The sequence below is a fragment of the Mycobacterium sp. GA-0227b genome (assembly GCF_001499855.1).
Taxonomy (GTDB): domain Bacteria; phylum Actinomycetota; class Actinomycetes; order Mycobacteriales; family Mycobacteriaceae; genus Mycobacterium.
The window spans coordinates 130,260-145,988 of record NZ_LQIK01000004.1 but is presented as its reverse complement, the minus strand read 5'-3'; the positions used below and the strand labels follow the sequence as shown (position 1 = coordinate 145,988).

At 67.6% G+C, this 15,729-nt stretch carries 14 protein-coding genes; 5 read left to right on the top strand and 9 right to left on the bottom strand.

Annotation, left to right across the window (positions count from 1 at the left end; all coding sequences use genetic code 11):
- Positions 1-74: 74 nt before the first annotated feature.
- On the bottom strand, positions 75-710 hold the full coding sequence (gene hpf, locus AU185_RS05660) for a ribosome hibernation-promoting factor, HPF/YfiA family (protein WP_502687790.1): 636 nt from the start codon (positions 708-710) through the stop codon (positions 75-77).
- A 317-nt stretch (positions 711-1,027) separates the two neighbouring features.
- Positions 1,028-1,657 (bottom strand): ComF family protein, encoded by a 630-nt coding sequence (locus tag AU185_RS05655; RefSeq protein WP_059099087.1) that lies wholly within the window; start codon positions 1,655-1,657, stop codon positions 1,028-1,030.
- A gap of 52 nt (positions 1,658-1,709) precedes the next feature.
- On the opposite strand from AU185_RS05655, the gene AU185_RS05650 reads away from it, so the two are divergent.
- Positions 1,710-3,017, top strand: a complete 1,308-nt coding sequence (locus tag AU185_RS05650; protein ID WP_059099006.1) for a DUF2252 domain-containing protein — start codon at positions 1,710-1,712, stop codon at positions 3,015-3,017.
- Here AU185_RS05650 and AU185_RS05645 read toward each other — a convergent pair.
- Together AU185_RS05645 and AU185_RS05640 are read right to left on the bottom strand one after the other, a co-directional pair.
- Positions 3,014-3,676: a response regulator gene (locus tag AU185_RS05645; protein ID WP_059099088.1), complete on the bottom strand. Its 663-nt coding sequence runs from the start codon at positions 3,674-3,676 to the stop codon at positions 3,014-3,016. The two genes, AU185_RS05650 and AU185_RS05645, sit on opposite strands and share 4 nt — an antisense overlap.
- Positions 3,673-4,881, bottom strand: coding sequence for a sensor histidine kinase (locus AU185_RS05640; RefSeq protein WP_059099089.1), 1,209 nt, complete (start codon positions 4,879-4,881; stop codon positions 3,673-3,675). The genes AU185_RS05645 and AU185_RS05640 overlap by 4 nt, the downstream gene beginning before the upstream one ends.
- Positions 4,882-5,016: 135 nt before the next feature.
- Here AU185_RS05640 and AU185_RS05635 point away from each other — a divergent pair, with 135 nt between their 5' ends.
- Entirely contained in the window at positions 5,017-5,394 is a 378-nt protein-coding gene (locus AU185_RS05635; protein WP_059099007.1) for a hypothetical protein, read from the top strand.
- Between the two features lies 1 nt (position 5,395).
- Positions 5,396-8,218, top strand: a complete 2,823-nt coding sequence (locus tag AU185_RS05630) for an MMPL/RND family transporter (protein WP_082683748.1) — start codon at positions 5,396-5,398, stop codon at positions 8,216-8,218.
- Between the two features lie 14 nt (positions 8,219-8,232).
- Here the strand turns inward: AU185_RS05630 and lpqB are convergent, their stop codons facing one another.
- The 4 genes from lpqB to AU185_RS05610 form a co-directional block, all read right to left on the bottom strand.
- Positions 8,233-9,990 carry an MtrAB system accessory lipoprotein LpqB gene (lpqB, locus tag AU185_RS05625; protein ID WP_059099008.1) on the bottom strand — a complete coding sequence of 586 codons (1,758 nt, stop codon included), beginning with the start codon at positions 9,988-9,990 and terminating at the stop codon, positions 8,233-8,235.
- A complete protein-coding gene (gene mtrB / locus AU185_RS05620; protein ID WP_059099009.1) occupies positions 9,987-11,633 on the bottom strand; it encodes an MtrAB system histidine kinase MtrB in 1,647 nt (548 codons plus the stop codon). The genes lpqB and mtrB overlap by 4 nt, the downstream gene beginning before the upstream one ends.
- A gap of 153 nt (positions 11,634-11,786) precedes the next feature.
- A complete protein-coding gene (gene mtrA, locus AU185_RS05615) occupies positions 11,787-12,473 on the bottom strand; it encodes a two-component system response regulator MtrA (protein ID WP_059099010.1) in 687 nt (228 codons plus the stop codon).
- A 78-nt stretch (positions 12,474-12,551) separates the two neighbouring features.
- Positions 12,552-13,184 carry a dTMP kinase gene (locus AU185_RS05610; RefSeq protein ID WP_059099091.1) on the bottom strand — a complete coding sequence of 211 codons (633 nt, stop codon included), beginning with the start codon at positions 13,182-13,184 and terminating at the stop codon, positions 12,552-12,554.
- Positions 13,185-13,272: 88 nt separating this feature from the next.
- Between AU185_RS05610 and AU185_RS05605 the strand changes: the two genes are divergently transcribed.
- Entirely contained in the window at positions 13,273-13,989 is a 717-nt protein-coding gene (locus tag AU185_RS05605) for a DUF899 domain-containing protein (RefSeq protein ID WP_059099011.1), read from the top strand.
- Positions 13,990-14,131: 142 nt separating this feature from the next.
- Here AU185_RS05605 and AU185_RS05600 read toward each other — a convergent pair whose 3' ends face one another.
- The gene (locus AU185_RS05600) at positions 14,132-14,611 is read right to left on the bottom strand and encodes a YflT domain-containing protein (RefSeq protein WP_059099012.1); all 480 of its coding nucleotides are present in this window, start codon (positions 14,609-14,611) and stop codon (positions 14,132-14,134) included.
- A gap of 199 nt (positions 14,612-14,810) precedes the next feature.
- Here AU185_RS05600 and AU185_RS05595 point away from each other — a divergent pair, with 199 nt between their 5' ends.
- Positions 14,811-15,716: a DUF1028 domain-containing protein gene (locus tag AU185_RS05595; protein ID WP_059099013.1), complete on the top strand. Its 906-nt coding sequence runs from the start codon at positions 14,811-14,813 to the stop codon at positions 15,714-15,716.
- Positions 15,717-15,729 lie beyond the last annotated feature (13 nt).

The window sequence follows — 15,729 nt, the reverse complement described above, 5'->3', positions numbered from 1 at the left end:
GGTAGGTGACATGCGGCCGGACCCGGCCGAGCTAGGCCAAGCCCCGGCCCAGGCGACCCGAATCAAGCCCCGGCTCAGGCGAGCCGAATCAGACCGTAGTCATAGGCGTGCCTGCGGTACACCACGCACGGCCGGTCGGACTCCTTGTCGTGGAACAGGAAGAAGTCGTGGCCGACCAGCTCCATCTGCGACAACGCATCGTCGACGGTCATGGGCGTGGCCGGGTGCTCCTTTTCTCGCACGATCCCTCCGGGGGCATGCTCGTCGAGCGCCGCGCCGTCGTTTTCGGACGTCGCCGTGGTCTGTGAGTCCGTTGGCGGGGTGACCGCGGTGGCCTTGGCGACCGACACCGGGGTCTTGTCGCCGTAATGGATCTTTCGGCGGTCACGCGCACGGCGCAGCCGTTCGGCGAGCTTGTCCACCGCCGACTCCATCGCGCCGTAGAAGCTGTCCGCGCAGGCTTCGGCACGGACCACCGGGCCGCGGCCGCGGGCGGTGATCTCTACGTGCTGACAGTTTTTACGTTGACGTCGGTTCCGCTCGTGGTCGAGCTCGACGTCGAACAGATGGATCGTGCGGTCGAATCGTTCCAGGCGTGACAGTTTCTCTGCGACGTAGTTGCGGAAGTGGTCGGGAATCTCGACGTTGCGGCCGGTGACTGCAACCTCGGCGCGCGGTCGGGGTTCGGGTGTCTCGTCCTCGATCACCATCGTGCGGGAGTCCAGGGATTGGCTTGACATGCTTGGCAACTCGTTTCTTCGCGGTCCGCACGCGTCAGCGTGCCCGGGTTGTCGTGGAATCCGCACCGACGGCGCTTTGCATGTCTTGCCGCTCGCCGGTGCAAGGTGTCGTCTACTCACCTCCTACCGCGTCGGCGATGGTGGCGCCTCGATCCTGAGCGCCGGCCGTGAGTCATTCACGGGTGTTGAAGCCGACGGTAGCCGCGTTCACCCGGTAGTGCCAGTGAATCCGCCGACCTGTTTTCAGTTCTTCACATCGGTCTGATATGGGGCGGGCAGGCGGCCGGTCAGGCGTGGGCCACAACCAACACTGCCGTCACGTGTGCCGCACCGGTATGCAGCACGCGGACCGATTCGGTGGCGGTCGCGCCGGTGGTGACGATGTCGTCGACGACGAGCACCTCGCCGGTGACCGGCCGGACCGCCTTGACCCGTCCCGCGATGTTTCGCTGGCGGTCGGCCGTGGACAAGCCCACCGAGTCGGCGACGAACGCGCGGGTCCGCAACGCGGGGACGACGGCCACGCCCGGCAGGTCATCCGTGGCCGTCCTTGCCATCCGGGTGACCGGGTCTCCGCCGCGCCGCCGGGCCGCCCACCTTCGGGTGGGTGCGGGGACCACCGTCAGCGGGGTGTCGACCAGTCCCCACGTGAGCAGGTGAACGAGACCGGCCCGGAGCGCTGCTGCGAGCGGTTGCAACAAGTCGACGCGGCCGTGCTCCTTGAGCGCGATGACGGCCGACCGCCGGGGTCCCGCGTAGCGCCCCAGCGAATACACCGGTACGCCAGGGTCCACTCGCGGCACGATGACGTGCGGGTCCTCGGGCCTGACCGTCAACGTCGCGGCGCAGGCGTCGCACCACCGCGTCGACGGGGCGCCGCATCCACCGCACTGCAGCGGTAGCACCAGATCCAGCATGTCGGCAGTGTGGCGGTTATCGGTGACATCGAGATGGGGTACTCCGTCGGTCATGCAAGACCAGCGGGAGTCGTTCATCGTTGATTGCCTGTCGACGGCGTTCGCCGATCTGATGGAGGCCGACGCGGATGCGTTCCGCACGAAGTTCCGCAAGATGGCGGCCGATCCGTTCGCGTTCTACCGCGGCAGCGCCTGCGTGTTCTACGCCGACGTGGCGCGCCGCGATGATCGGTGGGCTGACGAACGCACGAGCCGCGTGTGGATACAAGGCGATCTGCACACCGAGAACTTCGGCACCTACATGGACGGCGCAGGCAAGTTGATCTTCGACGTCAACGACTTCGACGAGGCCTACATCGGGCACTTCACCTGGGACGTGATGCGCTTCGCCGCCAGCGTGGCGCTGATGTGTTGGCAGAAGGCGCTGTCGGATCATCAGATCAGCAGTCTCATCGACACGTTCGTGCGCTCCTACGTCGACCAGGTGCGGTGGTTCCTCGGCGCCGACGACGACTCGAGCTTCTCGCTGAATCTCGACACCGCGCGCGGTGCCGTGCTGTCGGCGTTGCAGAGCGCCCGGTTGTCCACCAGGGCCGAGATGTTGGACCGTCTCACCGCGGTCGACGATTGGGACCGACGCTTCCGGGACGCCGCAGGCGTGCGACGGCTCGACGACGCCGAACGCGAAAAAGTGGAGGCCGCCTTCGCCACGTATCTCGACACCATCCCGAAAACCAAGCGCTTTCAAGGCATCACCTACGACATCAAGGACGTGATCGGCAAGACCGGCCACGGAATCGGCAGCGCCGGCCTGCCCACCTACACGCTGCTGATAGAAGGATTCAACCAGGCGTTGGACAATGACGCGGTGCTGTCGATGAAGCAGGGCAACGTCGCTGCGCCCAGTCGCGTCGTCGACGCCAGCAGCCTGGGGAAGCACTTCCACCATCACGGCCACCGCACCGCGGTGTCTCAACGCGCGCTGCAGGCACACGCCGATCCGCTGCTCGGCTACACCGACATCGACGGCGTCGGCTTCGTCGTCAGCGAGATATCGCCCTACGAAGCCGATCTGGACTGGAGCGAGCTGACCGAGCCGGACGAACTGGCCGAAGTGATCGAGCAGCTGGGCCGGGCGGTGGCCAAGGTGCACTGTGTCGGTGACGTCGACAGCGATCAGAAGGTGGTCGAGTTCCAGACCGAGGACGCCATCGATGCGGCCATCGGCGACCGAGTCGACGAATTCGCCTCGGACATGGTGAGGTTCGGGCTCGAGTACGCGGCCACCGTGCGCGACGATCACCGGCATTTCGTCGAGGCGTTCCGGGAAGGCCGCATCCCGGGGGTGTCGTCGACCTAACGCGGGGCGACGATCCCGTTGTCGTAGGCGTAGACGATGGCCGCGGCGCGGTCCCGCAGACCGAGTTTGACGAAGATGCGGCCGATGTGGCTCTTGACGGTGACGCCCGAGATGAACAGCTCCTCGGCAATTTCGGAGTTGGAGCGGCCCTTGGCGATCAGGGTCAGGACATCGGCCTCGCGTGCGGTCAGCTCCGCGAGCGCGGTGCCGCGCGGCGGCTGGGCGGCACTGCGGTAGGTCGCCAATACCCGGGCGGTCACCGCCGGGTCGAGGTAGCTGTCCCCGCGGGCGACGGCCCGGACGGCGCGAATCAGCTCCTCGGCCGACGAGTCCTTGAGCACGAAACCTGAAGCGCCGGCGCGCAGCACGCCCGAAAGCAGTTCGTCGTCGTTGAAGGTGGTCAACGCGAGCACCGGTGGACCGCCGCCGGCGCAGAGCATCCGGGTGGCCTCGATTCCGCCGACGCGCCGCATCCGCAGATCCATGACGACGACGTCGGGACTGTGGCGGGCGACGGCGGCGGGCACCTCGTCGCCGTCGGAGCATTCCGCGACGATCACGAAGCCGTCCTTGCGGCGCAGAATGCGGCGCAGGCCCGACCGCACCAGGTCCTGGTCGTCGACCAGCAGGACCGCGATCGGTGCGACGTCCCCGGTCACGATGGACACCAGGGTGGACGCCAACCACTTACTTCATCGAGCGGGATGTCGGCGTGCACTGTCCACCCGTCCTGCGACGGTCCGATTTCGATGCGCCCGCCCAGCAATTCGATGCGCTGGCGCATTCCCCGCAGCCCCCGCCCTTCGCCCGCCGGGGTGGCGACTGCGACAGGCAGTTGATTGACGACGGTCAACGCCGCCGAGGTTCGCGAGATCGCCAGAGAGACCGTAGATTTTGCGTCAGGGGCATGCTTGGCGACGTTGGCAAGCGATTCCTGGGTGATCCGGTACAGCGCCAAACCCACCGCTGCCGACGCCCGATCCAGCCTGCCATCGACGTCAAGGTCCACCTGAAGTCCCGCGCGTCGAAACTCCTCGACAAGGCTTGGGATCTCGATCGCACCCGGCTCCGGTGCGGGCTTCATCGGTGCGCCGTCGAGCAGGCCGACGGTGCGGCGGATGTCGGCCATCGCTTGGCGGCCGAGTTGTTCGGCCTGCTCGAGAGCGTCTATCGCGTCATCGACATCCCGGTCTTGCTGCAGTCCGCGACGGGCCGCGGTGGTGTGCAGCAGCGTCACCGACAGGGAATGCGCGATGACGTCGTGCACCTCGCGCGCGATGCGCCGCCGCTCGTCGGCCGCGGCGTGCTCGGCGAGCTGATCCTGTGCCTGCTGTTGCTTGATGATCAGCTGCTGCTGGGTGTGCATGAGAAAGCCCACCAGCCAACCCATTCCGACAAAGCTCAGATACAGCGCGATGACGTCGAGTCGGTCCAACGCCGACGCGGTGACGAGCACCGCGGCTGCGACTGCGGTCGCCACGAGACCACCGAGCATGTTCGTGAGCGCCCCGACCACCCCGACCGTCAGCACCAGCAGCAGCGGCGAGAAGTCGGCGGGGACCGGCGTCGAGGTGGCAAACAGGAAGATCGCGGTGGCCGCTGTCCCGGAAGCACAAAGCACCGGAGCTTTGAACGTTGTCTGGGCGCCGAGGAGAATGAAAAGGGCGAACGGTGCGACGGCGACCGCGATCGCGAGCAGCGTCGCCGGTAGATCCGTGGCCGGCCGTTGCAGCGCCGCGATCAACACGATGCCGACGATGCTGACATCGGTGAAGATCACGAAGGCCCAATTGAAACCGAGCGGGACCAGCTCACCCCTTCGGCGAATCCACTCTCGCACGTAGGCCGTCGCCGCGCGCAGCATCGTTCGATCGTAGAAGACCCCACCTACCTGGTACATCATCCCGCGGTAGGTACCCGGCTTCCGACCCTGGTAGGAGACGAGAACCGGCCCCTGGCACGACGCGCGAAGACACCGCACCTTCGTAGCGTCGAAGCCATGACATGGTCAACATTGCACGAACGCATGGCCTTCATGGCCGACATGATCGACCACGCCGGCACCGATCCAGAGGGTGCTCTTGTGTTGAACGGCAGGGCTTCCGAGGTGGATCGGCTCTTCGGCGGCGAAGAGGGCCTGTTGCTCTCGTTGCGCCACCGGTGGATCACGATGCTGACGGCGAAGCTGGATCAAGCCGCCCATGACGACATTTCGGCCGCACAAGCACGTGCCGACCTGGCCGCCGCCCATCCCGGATTGCGGGCGCTGCTCGATGCGGCGGCGCGCCGATCGGTGCGGGTGCGTGCCCTCGAACACGGTGAGCAGCGCATCGTCGATCTCTACACCGTTCCGGGCAGTGCTCAGACGGTGGCCTGAGGTGGCGGAGCGGCTGGCACATCTCACGAGCCGCTACGCCATCTGGGTCATCGTCGTCTGGGTCGTCGCCGCGGGCGCCGCAAACCTCGCGGTGCCGCAGCTGGAACGGGTGGTGCAAACTCACTCCCGTTCCTTCATGCCCGCCCAGGCGCCCAGTTCGGTCGCCGCGGTGCAAGGCGCCACGCTGCTCGGCGAGAGACCCAGCAACAACCTCAATTACGTTGTCCTAGAGGCTGAACGACCCCTCGGCGCCGACGATCGCGAGTTCTACCACCGGCTCGTCACAAGCCTGCGCGCCGACGACGAGCATGTGTATGCGGTGACCGACCTGTGGTCCGACCCCGCAACGGCCGCCGGAGCCCAGAGCGCGGACGGTCGCGCAGTCACTGTCATGACGCGGCTATCGGGGATGCTCGGGACCTCTCGAGCGGCCGACGCCGTAGACGCACTGCGCAGCATCGTGACGGGACTCGACCCGCCGGACGGCTTGCGGGTCTACGTCACCGGTCCCGGTGCCACCATCGCCGATGAGTTCCGCGCGATCGACCGGCAGATGCTGGGCATCACCGCGGCGACCGTCGCGCTGATTCTGCTTCTCTTGCTGATCGTCTACCGATCACCGGTCGGCGCCGCGATTCCGCTGATATCGGTGGGCCTCGCCCTCGCGGTGGCGCGACCGATCGTGGCCGCACTCGGCGACGCCGGACTCGCCGAGGTGTCGTTGTTCTCCGTTGCGTTGCTGGCCGCGATGATGCTGGGCGCGGGCACCGACTACGCGATCTTTCTGATCGGGCGCTATCACGAGGGCAGGCGGCGTGGTGATCCGTCGACGGCCGCACTGGTGAACGCCTACCGGGGGGTCGCGCCCGTCATCGTGGGTTCGGCGCTGACCATCGCAGCGGCGCTGACGAGTCTGAGTTTCGCGGAGATCGGGATGTTTCGCAGCACCGGACTCCCTTGTGCAGTCGGCGTTCTGGTGGCCATGCTGGCGTCGATGACGCTGACCCCGGCATTGATCGCGCTCGCCGGCCGCCGTGCCCGGCTGGAACCCCGCCCCTCAACGAGCGCACGGCGGTGGCGGCGGATCGGTGTGCACGTGGCACGTTGGCCCGCTCCGATCCTGATCGCCAGTGCCGCACTGATCGTCGTCGCCGCCATTCCCGTTGCGGGGCTGCGGATCGGGTGGAACGAGCCGGCGGCGACTCCGGCGGAGACCGAATCGAACCAAGGCTACGCCGCCGCCGACCGCCACTTCGGGGCCAACCACCTGCTGGCCACGGTTGTCAACGTCGCCGCCCCACACGACATCCGCAACCCCGCTGGGCTGATCGCCGTCGAGCGGATCACCCGGCAGATCATGGCCATACCGGGCGTGCGGATGGTGCAGTCGGCGAGTCGCCCGGCGGGCACGGTGCCCGACGAGGCCACGCTCAGCGGGCAGGCGGGCATCATCGGTGAACAATTCGCCGCCATGATCGATCGCCTCACCGAACGGCTGGGCGGCATAGCGGAGCTCGACAATGCGCTGGCATCGATGAGCACCGCGGTCGATCAGCTGTCACACGGTCTGCAGGGCAGCGCCGCGGGGCTGCGCCGGATGGGGGCGGCAGCCGCCGACATGCGGGCGGGAATGTCGGGTTTGCAGACAAACGTCACGACGGTGTCGGGATACCTCGACCCGCTCCGTGGTTTCGTGTCATCGACACCGAACTGTCCGGCCAATCCGATCTGTTCTGTTGTCGCCCGAGTGGTGCAACCCGCCGACGACGTCATCCGAAGTTCGGCCCAATTGACCACCGGGGCAACCAAACTCACCGATGGGTCCGCCGATGCCACTCAGGCGCTGACGGCTCTGCCGCCGGCAGTGGATGCGATGAGCGCCCAGTTGCGACAGGCCCGCGCCGCGACTGCCGATCTCGCGTCGCTGACGACGTCGTTGGGTCCGCAGTTGCGCGAGCTGACCGACTATCTGCAAGAGGTCGCCACCGCGTTTCGGGGTAGCGCAGCAGGCGGGTTCTATATGCCGCAGCGCGCGCTCGCCGATCCGGCGCTGCGTTCGGCGCTGGACCAACTGATGTCCGACGACGGGCGCGCCACCTACCTTCTGGTCTACGGCGACGGGCACGAATGGAGCGGCGACGGCGCCCACCGGGCCACGCAGATCGAGACGGCCGTCCGGGAGGCAACCAAGGAAGGCACGCTCAAACCCACTGCCGTGCACATCACCGGCGTAGGTCCGGCGACCGCCGATCTGCAGCGACTGGTCGACGGCGACACGACCATGCTGATGGCGGTGACGTTGGCACTCATCTTCGGAATCGTTGCGCTGCTGTTGCGCAGTCCGGTCGCCGGCATCGTCGTGGTGGGCACCGTCGCGGTGTCGTATGCGGCCGCGCTCGGCGCCAGCGTCGTCATCTGGCAACACCTGTTGCACCACGACCTGCACTGGGCGGTGGCGCCGATTTCTTTCATCGCGCTGGTTGCGGTCGGTGCTGACTACAACCTGTTGCTGGCCATGCGGATTCGCGAGGAGGCGCATGCCGGGCCGGGCACCGGGATTGTGCGGGCATTCGGCGCCACGGGCGGCGTGGTCACGACGGCGGGCCTCGTCTTCGGTATCACGATGTTCGCGTTGGCCGGCAGCAGCGTGCTGAGCATCGCGCAGATCGGCATCACCATCGGCGTGGGTCTGCTGCTCGACACGCTCGTCGTGCGTACGTTCGTGCTGCCGTCGCTGGTGGCGCTGCTCGGCCGGTGGTTCTGGTGGCCGACCGTGCGATTGGTCAACCCGCGACCTTCGCCGATTTCTGCACCAGGGTCGTGAGCGTCTCGAATGGGTCAGCCGGGCAACACGGGTTCGGCACCCGCCACCATCAGCGGACGCACTTCGGCCCACGCCGGGTCGTCCTCGGCCACCGAGCCGGACAGTTGCATGATCCCGCGCGCATCGGCCACGTACACGGTCGACGGGTTGGCCGCCACGGTGGTGACGGGCATCAGCAGGTTGCGGCTCGGCCCGTCGGAGTTGACGCCGTCGAGGTTGACGTAGGACACCGGATGCTGGGGATCGGTCCGGCTGACCACGATGTCGTCGCCGGTGCGCCACGACAGCGAAACCACCGTGTCGCGTAGGCCGAAGCCGAGCCGCCGCGGGTAGGTCAGCGCGAAGCCACCGCCCGGCGTCTGCTCGACGCCGGCCAGGATCACCCGGCCCTCGATGACCATCGCGGCGCGGGTGCCGTCGCGGGAGAGCTGCAATTCGGTGATCGGGCCGGGAAACTTGGTCGACACCAGCGTGGAGTCGACCGGGATGCGCGCCGGCTGGCCCGAGGCGTCCTGGATGACGCGCACCACGTTGTTGCCGTCGATCACCACCCACACCGCGTTGTCGAGAGCCCAGCTCGGGCGCGAGAGCTCTCTGGCGTCGAGCACCTGTGAGGCGTTCCCGCCGAGCGCACCCACCCACATCGACGACGCCATGTCGGGTGCGCCGGCGCGCAACGTGACGATCGACGCGACCTCCTGCCCCGTGCGGGACACCGCAGCCGCGGTCTGGTTCGGCATCTGCCCGAACGGCCCGGGAACTCGGGGCGCCCGCTGACCGTCGAGGGCGACGAGCGAGCCGCCCACCAGCGCGTGCAGACCCGCCGCGACGCCGGAGGCCGCTCCCGGATCGGTGGCCGCCACGTCGGACGTCTCCCACCCGTCGGCGAACCGCTCGTCGAGGGGCACGCTGTCGGCGTTGATCACGTACGGCCCGTTGATACCGGCGCGGGACAGTGTCCAGATCAGCTGCGCGGCAAGCAGTTGCCTACTGTGCGGGTCGGTGGTGGACAGATTGTCCAGATCGATCCGAGCCCCGCCGTATCCGCGGCCGACGCCCGTCTTGCCGCCGTCGGCTCGGGTCACCGGACCGCGAAGTTTCAGCGGCGGCTCGAGCAGGTTTCGAACCGTCTTGGTCATCTCCGGACGCGGCCCGGCGATCAGCTTGCTCACCAGTTCGGTGGCCAACTGGTCGGGATCGGACACCGCGACATAACGGGGGTCGGGCACCACGGTGCTGCCCGTCGGGTCGACGAAGTACAGGGTGTTGCGCTTGTAAGTGGCCTGAAACTGTTGCCAGTCAAGGAAAACGCCGTTGGGCAACTTGTCGATGCGCCAGCCGTCCGGCGTCTTCACCAGCTCGATCGGGCCAGGGTCGGGCAGCGCACCCTCCCCGGTCTCGAAAACTCCCATGTCCGACAGTGACCCCAGGATGTCGGCACGCATGGTCACCGAAACCCGCTCGGGGCCACGGGTTTCGACGAACACCACGTTGTCGATCAAAAGCGCGCTGCCCGCGTCATCCCAAGTACGAGACGCGGATTCGGTGAGGAACTGGCGTGCCGCCAGGTGCCGGTTCGAGGGGTCGGCCGTGGCTTTGAGGAATTCGCGCAGCAGCACATCGGGGTCCATGCCCGGCGTCGGTTTGGGCAGGCTGGGCGGGGCGGGGCGATCGACCGTGCCGATGGCTTGCGGCGACGACGAACTCGGGACGCCCGCGCAGCCGGCAAGCACCACCGCGAGCAGCCACACGACGGCCAGCAGCCGCCTCACACGGACTCCTGGGCGGGTTCGCGATCGCGGGTGCGTCGCGACGACGCCTCGGGGGCAACAGGTTTCATCGGCAGTGGACTGGCCGTGACCTTGTGCCCCCGGACGAGCGGCAGCGTGAGGCGGAAACACGCGCCCTTGCCCGGCTCGCCCCAGGCTTCCAGCCTGCCCTGGTGCAAGCGGGCGTCTTCGATGCTGATCGCCAAGCCGAGACCGGTGCCGCCGGAACGCCGTACCCGCGACGGATCCGACCGCCAGAACCGGCTGAACACCAGCTTCTCCTCGCCCGGTCGCAGTCCGACGCCGTAATCGCGGACGGTGACCGCGACGGTGTCCGCGTCGGCGGCCATGCGAATCCGGACCGGCTTGCGCTCGGCGTGGTCGATGGCGTTGGCGATGAGGTTTCGCAAGATGCGCTCGACGCGCCGCGGATCGACCTCGGCGATGACTTCCCGCGCGGGCATGTCGACGATGAGCTCGACGTCGGCATCCTGAGCGAGGTGCCCGACGTTGTCCAGCGCGCTCTGCACCGTCGACCGAAGGTCCACCGACTCGACGGACAGTTCGGCGACGCCGGCGTCGTGGCGCGAGATCTCGAGCAGGTCGTTGAGCAGGGTCTCGAATCGGTCGAGCTCGCTGACCATCAGCTCGATGGACCGGCGCAGCGCGGGGTCGAGGTCCTCGCTGTGGTCGTGGATCAGGTCGGCGGCCATGCGCACCGTCGTCAGCGGGGTGCGCAGCTCGTGGCTGACGTCGGAAGTGAACCGGCGCTGCAGATTGCCGAACTCCTCCAGTTGGGTGATCTGGCGGTGCAGGCTCTCGGCCATGTCGTTGAAGGACACGGCGAGGCGGGCCATGTCGTCCTCGCCGCGCACCGGCATGCGCTCGGTGAGATGGCCTTCGGCGAACCGCTCGGCGATCCGCGACGCCGAGCGCACCGGCAGCACGATCTGGCGTGCGACCAGCAAGGCGATCGCGGCGAGCAGGCCGAGCAGCACCACCGCGCCGGTGGCCATCGTGCCGCGCACCAGCGCGATCGTGGATTCCTCGTTGTTCAGCGGAAAGATCAGGTACAGCTCCAGGTTCGTCACCGGCGAGGACGTCGGGCTGCCGACGATCAGGGCAGGTCCCGAGAAGCTGTCGGTGTGCACGGTCGCGTACTGGTAGCTGACCTGGCCGGCCTTGACGAATTCGCGCAGCGCGTTGGGCACCTGCTGGACCGGCCCAGCCGCGGTCGCCGCGCGCGGGCCGTCCCCCGGCACCAACAGAACGGCGTCGAAGGTGCCCGCCAGCCCAGGGTCGGCGTCGGCGGTGCGGTCGATCAAGGTGTTGCGCGCGAGCTGCAGGCTGCTGTCCAGCGATCGGGTCTCTTCGCCGCCCACGATGCCGCTGACCGTGGAGCGGGCGCGGTCGATCTCCTCGGTGGCGGCGCGCACCTTCACCTCGAGAATGCGGTCGGTGATCTGGCTGGTCAGCACGAAGCCGAGCACCAGGATGACCGCCAGCGACAGCCCGAGCGTCAACGACACCACGCGCAGCTGCAGGGAGCGCCGCCAGGCGAGGCTCAGCGCCCGACCCAGCGCGCCCAGGCCACGTACCAGCGGTGCCGATCGACGATGGATGCGTCGCCTCGAGCTGAAGATCACGGCGACCGCCGAGCGGTCAAAATGACGGGGTCCACCCTGGCGGTGGAGATCGTCACCGCCGAGCGGTGAAGGATCACGGCCACCGCCGGGCGGTGAATCTCATGACCACGGCCGAGCCGTGCGGGATCACGGCCACGGCCGAGCCGTGTGAGATCACGGCGGTCCGGCCTTGTATCCCACTCCTCGAACAGTCAGCACCACCTGCGGGTTCTCCGGGTCCTTCTCGACCTTGGCGCGCAGGCGTTGGACATGCACGTTCACCAAACGGGTGTCGGCGGGGTGCCGGTATCCCCACACCTGTTCGAGCAGCACATCACGAGTAAACACCTGCCGCGGTTTGCGTGCCAGCGCCACCAGTAGGTCGAACTCGAGCGGCGTCAGCGAGATCTGTTCGCCCTGCCGGGTGACCTTGTGCGCCGGCACGTCGATGTCGACGTCACCGATGGACAGCATTTCGGCGGGCTCGTCCTCGTTGCGCCGCAGCCGGGCGCGGACGCGGGCGACGAGCTCTTTGGGCTTGAACGGCTTCATCACGTAGTCGTCCGCGCCCGACTCCAACCCCAGCACCACGTCCACGGTGTCGGTCTTGGCGGTGAGCATGACGATCGGCACACCGGAATCGGCACGCAGCACCCGGCACACGTCGATCCCGTTCATGCCGGGCAGCATCAAGTCGAGCAGCACCAGGTCGGGCCGCAGTTCGCGGACTGCAGTGAGCGCTTGGGTGCCGTCACCGATGACCGCGGTGTCGAAGCCTTCGCCCCGCAGCACGATGGTGAGCATCTCGGCCAGCGAAGGGTCGTCGTCGACAACCAGAATCCTTTGCCTCATGGAGTCCATGGTGTCACCGAATTGCGATAAACCCCGGCTACCACACGGCGCGTTTCGCAGTTGACCGGCGAAGAGGGTCGGTGCGGCCTATCGGCCGGCCAGTTGCGCCGCGAGCGCAGCGGCATCGACGTCGGGTCCGGCGGTCTCCCAGCGGCCGCACCAGCCACCGGCGGCCAGCGCGGTATAGACGTCGGAGGTCCGCTGCTGTAGCCCGCCGTCGCGTTCATAAGCGTCTTTGGGCCGGTCGGCCTCGGTGTTGGCGCGGTGTTCGGCCCGCCTTGCCGCCAGTTCGGTCGGGACGGCCAGCAGCACCTGGGCATCCGGTCTCGGCAGTGCGAGCCGCTCGTACTCGAGGACCCGCACCCAGTCGACGACCTCCCCGTCGGCACCCTGGTGCAGGCGCGCAGCGCTGTAGGCGGCGTTGGACGCGACGTAGCGGTCGAGGAGCACCACGTCGTAGGCGGCCTGCAGGCGCTCGATCTCGGCACGGGCGCGCGCCCGGTCGAGCGCGAACAGCACCGCCATCGCGTAGACCGAATCCGCCAGGTCACCGTGGGCTCCGTGCAGCGCCTCAGCGGCCATATCGGCCTCGACGGAGTGGCCGTAGCGCGGAAACGCCAGGCTGGTCACCGTTCGGCCGGCGGCCTCGAATGCCGTGCGCAGGCCGTTGGTCAGCGTCCGCTTGCCGGCACCGTCGACACCCTCGATCACGATGAGCACGCGGCGAGCGTAGCCGGACCCGCCGATGAGTTCCGTCAGCACCGATGGTCTGTTCAGATGAGCATCGACACATCCGGGAGGAAGAAAGATGACACGGAACCGGATTGCCGGCGACAGTCCGGCGACACACGCGGTGAGCACGCGCGAACAGTGGCGAGCCGCCTACGAGCGGCAGCTGGCGAAGGAGAAGGAGCTGACCCGACGGTCCACTGAGCTCGCCCGGGAACGTCAGGCACTGCCCTGGGTGCGGGTCGACAAGCAGTATCTGTTCGACACCACGGCCGGGCAGCGAACGCTCGCCGAGTTGTTCGACGGTCGTTCACAGCTGATCGTGCGGCACTTCATGCATGGGCCGAAGACTCCGGAGGGCTGCCCGGGGTGCACGTTCGAAACCGACAACCTGGTCGGCGCGGTGCCGCATCTGGCGCACCGGGACGTGACGTTCATCCTCTCGTCGCGGTCGCCGCTGCCTGTCCTCACCGCGTACAAGCAGCGGATGGGTTGGGACATCGAGTGGGTGTCCTCTGGCGGCACCGACTTCGACGCCGACTTCTTCGAGTACATGCATGTTCCGACGGCACGCCGCGACTACGGGTCGGGTAGCGGGAGCATGCTCGACGTCATGGAGTTGATGGCGCTGAGCTGCTTCGCGCTGGAGGATGGAGTCGTCTACCACACGTACTCGACCTACGACCGCGGCACCGAGGCCCTTAACGCGACGTGGCAACTCTTGGACCGGGCGCCGAAAGGGCGTGGCGAGGACTTCTCTGACTGGCCGCGCAAGCGCGACGAATATCCGGCGTAGCAGCGGCTCCGCGGGCGTTGCGCCCGCAGTCAAACCTCGTGTTCCGCCGGATCGGCGGCGGTCGCGTCCGAAGTCGTTGCAACCGTTGCAGATTCGTGAGCCGCCGTGCTCCGAGCGTAGAGCAAAGTTAGGTCACAGCGGGTTACGCCGGCGTGACGTAACGTGCGGCCTCTGCAGCATGGTCGGCAGCGACGTATACGTCGTAGCGTTGGGCTTCCAAGGTCTGAATACTCGAGAAGTCCCGGCTGCCCCGAGTGGACCAATGGGCGACGAAGCCGAACACAGCACCCCAGAACGCGCCGATGACCAGCGCGATCAAGACGACCCATATCCATAACGGACCAACCGCGAAGATCGCGAAGAGCAGGCCGATCAACAGGCCGAACCATGCACCGCTGCCGGCGCCCGCCAGCGCGGCCTTCCCGTTCGTCATCCGGCCGGTCACGCGCTCGACCGTTCGTACCCCGTCGCCCACGATGCTGACGTGGGCCACCGGAAAGCCGCCGTCGGACATGCGGTCCACCAAGTGTTGCGCGTCGGGGTAGTTGTCGAACGACGCGATGACCTCGCGCCTGGCCGACGCGGCGGCGGGTTGATCGGACGGGCGGTGTGGGGTGGTCATTGTCTTGTCCCTCCAGACGTGTGGATACCGCGAACGGGTACCCGCCGCCGTGAACGCGTATTCGTCATGGGGACGGGCAGATTGCCGAGCGGTCCATCGCGGTTGACGCGCCATCCCGCTTCACCCATGGGACAGAGAAACTCCGCCGACCGGCCGACAGCGATGGTGCCCTGCATGAAGTGCGCCGTATGGTCGCCGAATGACCTACTCCATCGTCGCTCGTGACGCCCGGACCGGCCTGATGGGCGTCGCCTGCCAATCTCAGGCGTTCGCGGTGGGCAGCAGCGTTCCGTGGGCGATGTCCGGCAGCGGGGCGATCGCTACCCAGTCGATGGGTGAACCCATGTACGGCGAACTAGGTCTGGACATCCTGCGCTCGGGGCTGACCGCAGGCGAGGCGCTGACCGCGTTGCGCAGCGTGGACGCGAATCCTGAACGCCGCCAGGTGGCAATGATCGACACCTGCGGCAACATCGCTGTCTACACCGGCGAAGCGTGTGTCCCCGCGGCCGGTCACCTCGAGGGCAATGGCTGCGTGGCCCTCGCGAACATGGTTGTGTCAGAAGCCGTCTGGGAGGCCATGGTCGACGCTTGGGAGCACACGGAGGCATCGGTGCCGGCGCGGCTGGCCCGGGCACTACATGCGGCAGAAGACGAAGGCGGTGACATTCGCGGCAAGCGCTCAGCGGCGATGGTCGTAGTCGATCCGACCACGACCGGTCGGCCGTGGCACGACCGCCTGGTCGATCTGCGTGTCGACGACCACGAGGATCCGCTCGGCATGCTGGATCAGCTTCTCGCGCTCAATACTCGCTACCACAATGCCGTGGAAGCATTCGATCTCGCACTTGGCGGCAACACCCAAGACGCGCTCGCCAGACTCGACGGGGCACCTGCTCCGGATCCCTTGCGGGATCCCGACATCGCGTTGTGGACCGCACTTGTGTTGGCACTGGCCGGCCGTGAGGACGACGCCGCCCGTGTGCTGGCCGGGTTGTCGTCGGCTGCACCCCAGTTTCTCGAAGCTGCTCGCCGCTTCGACGAGGTGCGGCTTCTTCCCCCGAACACGCCCGTCATCCGGTTGCTCGACGAACTACAGCGCTAGCGTCCCGCGGACA